We start from the raw sequence: 2,894 nt of genomic DNA, 5'->3' as shown, positions 1-2,894 counted from the left end.
AAACTTGCGCTGCTTCCGTTTTGTTCATCCCGTCTAACTCTACTCTATTGCCTGAATTACCTTCTGGCATAAGTCGTAACTGTAAGGTTTTGGCATGAGCTTTCCTTGAGCTGAACGCTTCATCTGTATCTAGTTTTACTTTACTCACTAATTATACTGCTTGTCCTAACCGCCTTGGCGCTTGCTATATTTGTAAACCAATTGTGGACATTCCGACATTTTGTAAACCAATGGTTGACATTTTTGGAGACTGTAAACCATCTGTGGTTATTTCCCAATGGTTGACAAATTCTCCATAACTGTCGCCGCAGCAATTTTATAGGTTGCTGCCATTCGTGTATAACCAAACCGTGAACGGCAATACTCCTCAAAGGTTTTGTGCGTGGAACGATATAATCTGCGATCGCGGAGTTCCAAGCCTTCCCCGCTTCAAAAAACGCCCTTTCCACACGCCGCTCTAGGTAAAGGCGATCGCTAATTTCCTGCTCGGTCAGTTCTGGAATTTCAACAGCAGTTACTTCAATGGTTACTGATGCTGGGTTTTCTTGAAGAGAGATATCTTCACTTACAGGGTTCGGGGGTGCTTCTGAATTACTGGATGCGGTAGAGGTGGCTTTTTTGCGCTTAGGAGATGATTTGTTCATGTGTCCACTTCCAAACTGATATCTAAGCAGCTTGTTATTGATCCTCAATCCATACCAGCAAGGGAGGAAATATTTGCTACAAAGGCAAAATTATTGTGCTTTGCGTTTGTTACTACATCCTGGCGTTGGCTAGTACAATCTGTTTCATGCTGCACCCCTATTGCCGCCAATAATAATCATGCGCGTTTGACGTTTTGTTGATTTTGACGACTCACTTTTTCTCTCTACTTCCTCTGAAGCAGTTTTTAACACCTGATCATTTGATGAGCTACGAGTTTTGTCATCAATATTATCTGGACGCCATTCCAAAATATCTCCGGGCTGGCATTCAAGTACCTCGCAAAATCTCCCCAAGGCATCAAATGTAATTGAGGCAGCTCTACCTTGCTCAATTTTTTGAATATTTTGCAAGCTATAACCAGTTTTCCTAGCTAGTTCATTTTGAGACAAGCCTTTAGCTTCTCTCGTCTTTTTTAATTTTACAAGCACAGGCATTTCCTAATTCTTACTCCTTAAAGTAGCACTACTTTTAGTTGGTTATTTTTGGCGTGTATATCTATAAGTAATATAAATTAACTACCAAGAGTAGCATTACTAATCGTAATACAAAAGTCTGTTTTAGAGTATTGTTAACTACTCACAGGAGCGCTACTATAAGTAGTACATGAAAACAAAACAAAACACGACCGTTCACAGCCTGAGAAACTTGCACGATCGCCTTTTGTTCTACTTAATTATGGAGATTTAAATGATGACACATCTGCAATACACACAGCAAGCCCTCTCGCGCTACACTCTCCCCCGCCTCAAAAGGATTGCCACTGAATTAGGCGTAACACCCACTCTTGACAAAAGAGCGGCCCAAACCTGGGTAAACGCAATCATCACCCACCAATCCACCAAGCTTCAGAAAGTTGACAACCAAGCCCTCGCCCAAGCCGAACTCGACAGCTACATCGCTGACCAAGCCAAAGCTATAGCTCCCGAACCCCTCACAATAGTCGAAATCTCGTTTTCTGATTACGAATATTACGCTGGTAATCAACTGATAGCCAGCATCAGCCATGACGACGACCACTTAACGCAACGCTGGGTAGTCATGGTAAACGAGAAAGAAGTATTTCGTGCCAACACTCTAATGCGTTGCGATCGCTTCATCTGCACTCACTAGATGGCACATTACCTGTGCAGGAGAAAGAAGCAACACCCCCCACGACCGAAAACCAAATCATGGCGCATATCTTCAACGAGTGCCAGAATTATGGGTTTGAAATTCTTGATGATGGGATTTACAACAACAACGGCGTGAAACTGGGGCAAGTCGGATGCACTGACGGTAACTGGTGGGTGATTCAGGGTTATTCAGGTCAGCAGCAGTATTCTAACTCCGTGTTTGATGCTGTGTGCTCATTGTCAATGCTGGATACAGTACCCCATGCAGAAGCGGCTGACTGCGAAGAATTGCTAGACCGACCATTTGAGATGCTGACAACCCTTGATTGGGAACTGTTACGGGAGTATGCGCCAGTTGCAGAAAGTCGGGAGTTAGTAACGGCGTAATTCTCGCACAGACGAGAGCGATCGCTCATCAACTACTCCCTTATTCACCAATCCCCAATTAAATCAATGCAAGCAACAATATCAATCCCCCGACACTGGGGCTACCCTCGCTTTGCCTTGGAACAGCGTACAGAACAAGGCATCATCTTAGAACTTCATTACTATCCCTCTGGTACAGAGTTGGCTGAACAATTTGATGAAGGATGGCGTTATGTATTGATGCCTAACAAGAATTCTGATGAGATAGCGTACTTGCAAGAGAATCAAATTCAGCCGCTATCTCCACAGGAATTCTTCACGCAAATTACCGCAGAAATTGAATTCTATCAACGTCAAATATCCATCCTGCAACAACAGTTAGCCGTAGTAACTGGAGGTTTCACAAATGCCTAAGACAGTTGACAACAGCTTTGACCGTAGAGCTAATCATTTGCTGCGTTTGATTCAGCTTTGTGGCGGTTGTGTTCCATTGCACCGTTTGCAATTCCAATTCTCCGATTCAGTAATTCAAACACTGCTGGATAGAGAACTGGTGCAAGTACAGAACACTGGACGCGGTTTTTTGTTGGAGATTGCTGAGGATTTTTAGGTTATTAATTCCAGAGGATAAAATTATGAAACTTTACGCAAAGAGCATTGCACAGACTTTACCTGATTGGGCAACTGTCGTCACACATAGTGCAGATTTAT

The 2,894-nt window shown here is 43.4% G+C and carries 6 protein-coding genes; 4 read left to right on the top strand and 2 right to left on the bottom strand.

Translation table 11 applies throughout. From position 1 onward, the window contains the following. Window positions 1-140: 140 nt before the first annotated feature. Window positions 141-644: a hypothetical protein gene (locus H6G97_RS49145; RefSeq protein WP_190947524.1), complete on the bottom strand. Its 504-nt coding sequence runs from the start codon at window positions 642-644 to the stop codon at window positions 141-143. 144 nt (window positions 645-788) lie between these two features. Next, window positions 789-1,139: a helix-turn-helix domain-containing protein gene (locus tag H6G97_RS49140; RefSeq protein WP_190947523.1), complete on the bottom strand. Its 351-nt coding sequence runs from the start codon at window positions 1,137-1,139 to the stop codon at window positions 789-791. 253 nt (window positions 1,140-1,392) lie between these two features. Here H6G97_RS49140 and H6G97_RS55765 point away from each other — a divergent pair, with 253 nt between their 5' ends. From H6G97_RS55765 to H6G97_RS49125, 4 genes are all read left to right on the top strand, one after another. Beyond that, a complete protein-coding gene (locus H6G97_RS55765; protein WP_338422025.1) occupies window positions 1,393-1,815 on the top strand; it encodes a hypothetical protein in 423 nt (140 codons plus the stop codon). Continuing rightward, on the top strand, window positions 1,788-2,204 hold the full coding sequence (locus H6G97_RS54425; protein ID WP_242056168.1) for a hypothetical protein: 417 nt from the start codon (window positions 1,788-1,790) through the stop codon (window positions 2,202-2,204). The genes H6G97_RS55765 and H6G97_RS54425 overlap by 28 nt, the downstream gene beginning before the upstream one ends. 66 nt (window positions 2,205-2,270) lie before the next feature. Further along, window positions 2,271-2,597, top strand: coding sequence for a hypothetical protein (locus H6G97_RS49130; RefSeq protein ID WP_190947522.1), 327 nt, complete (start codon window positions 2,271-2,273; stop codon window positions 2,595-2,597). Beyond that, on the top strand, window positions 2,590-2,793 hold the full coding sequence (locus H6G97_RS49125; RefSeq protein ID WP_190947521.1) for a hypothetical protein: 204 nt from the start codon (window positions 2,590-2,592) through the stop codon (window positions 2,791-2,793). The genes H6G97_RS49130 and H6G97_RS49125 overlap by 8 nt, the downstream gene beginning before the upstream one ends. The last annotated feature ends 101 nt before the right edge of the window (window positions 2,794-2,894 follow it).

The sequence above is a fragment of the Nostoc flagelliforme FACHB-838 genome (genome assembly GCF_014698065.1).
Lineage (GTDB): Bacteria > Cyanobacteriota > Cyanobacteriia > Cyanobacteriales > Nostocaceae > Nostoc > Nostoc flagelliforme_B.
Note: the sequence above shows the minus strand (reverse complement) of the source record. Positions and strands in the feature narration are given on the sequence as shown.

What these genes read in the sequence shown, in the direction of transcription:
- H6G97_RS49145 (WP_190947524.1), bottom strand. Translation starts at nt 644, where the DNA reads ATGAACAAATCATCTCCTAAGCGCAAAAAAGCCACCTCTACCGCATCC.
- H6G97_RS49140 (WP_190947523.1), bottom strand. Translation starts at nt 1,139, where the DNA reads ATGCCTGTGCTTGTAAAATTAAAAAAGACGAGAGAAGCTAAAGGCTTG.
- H6G97_RS55765 (WP_338422025.1), top strand. Translation starts at nt 1,393, where the DNA reads ATGATGACACATCTGCAATACACACAGCAAGCCCTCTCGCGCTACACT.
- H6G97_RS49130 (WP_190947522.1), top strand. Translation starts at nt 2,271, where the DNA reads ATGCAAGCAACAATATCAATCCCCCGACACTGGGGCTACCCTCGCTTT.
- H6G97_RS49125 (WP_190947521.1), top strand. Translation starts at nt 2,590, where the DNA reads ATGCCTAAGACAGTTGACAACAGCTTTGACCGTAGAGCTAATCATTTG.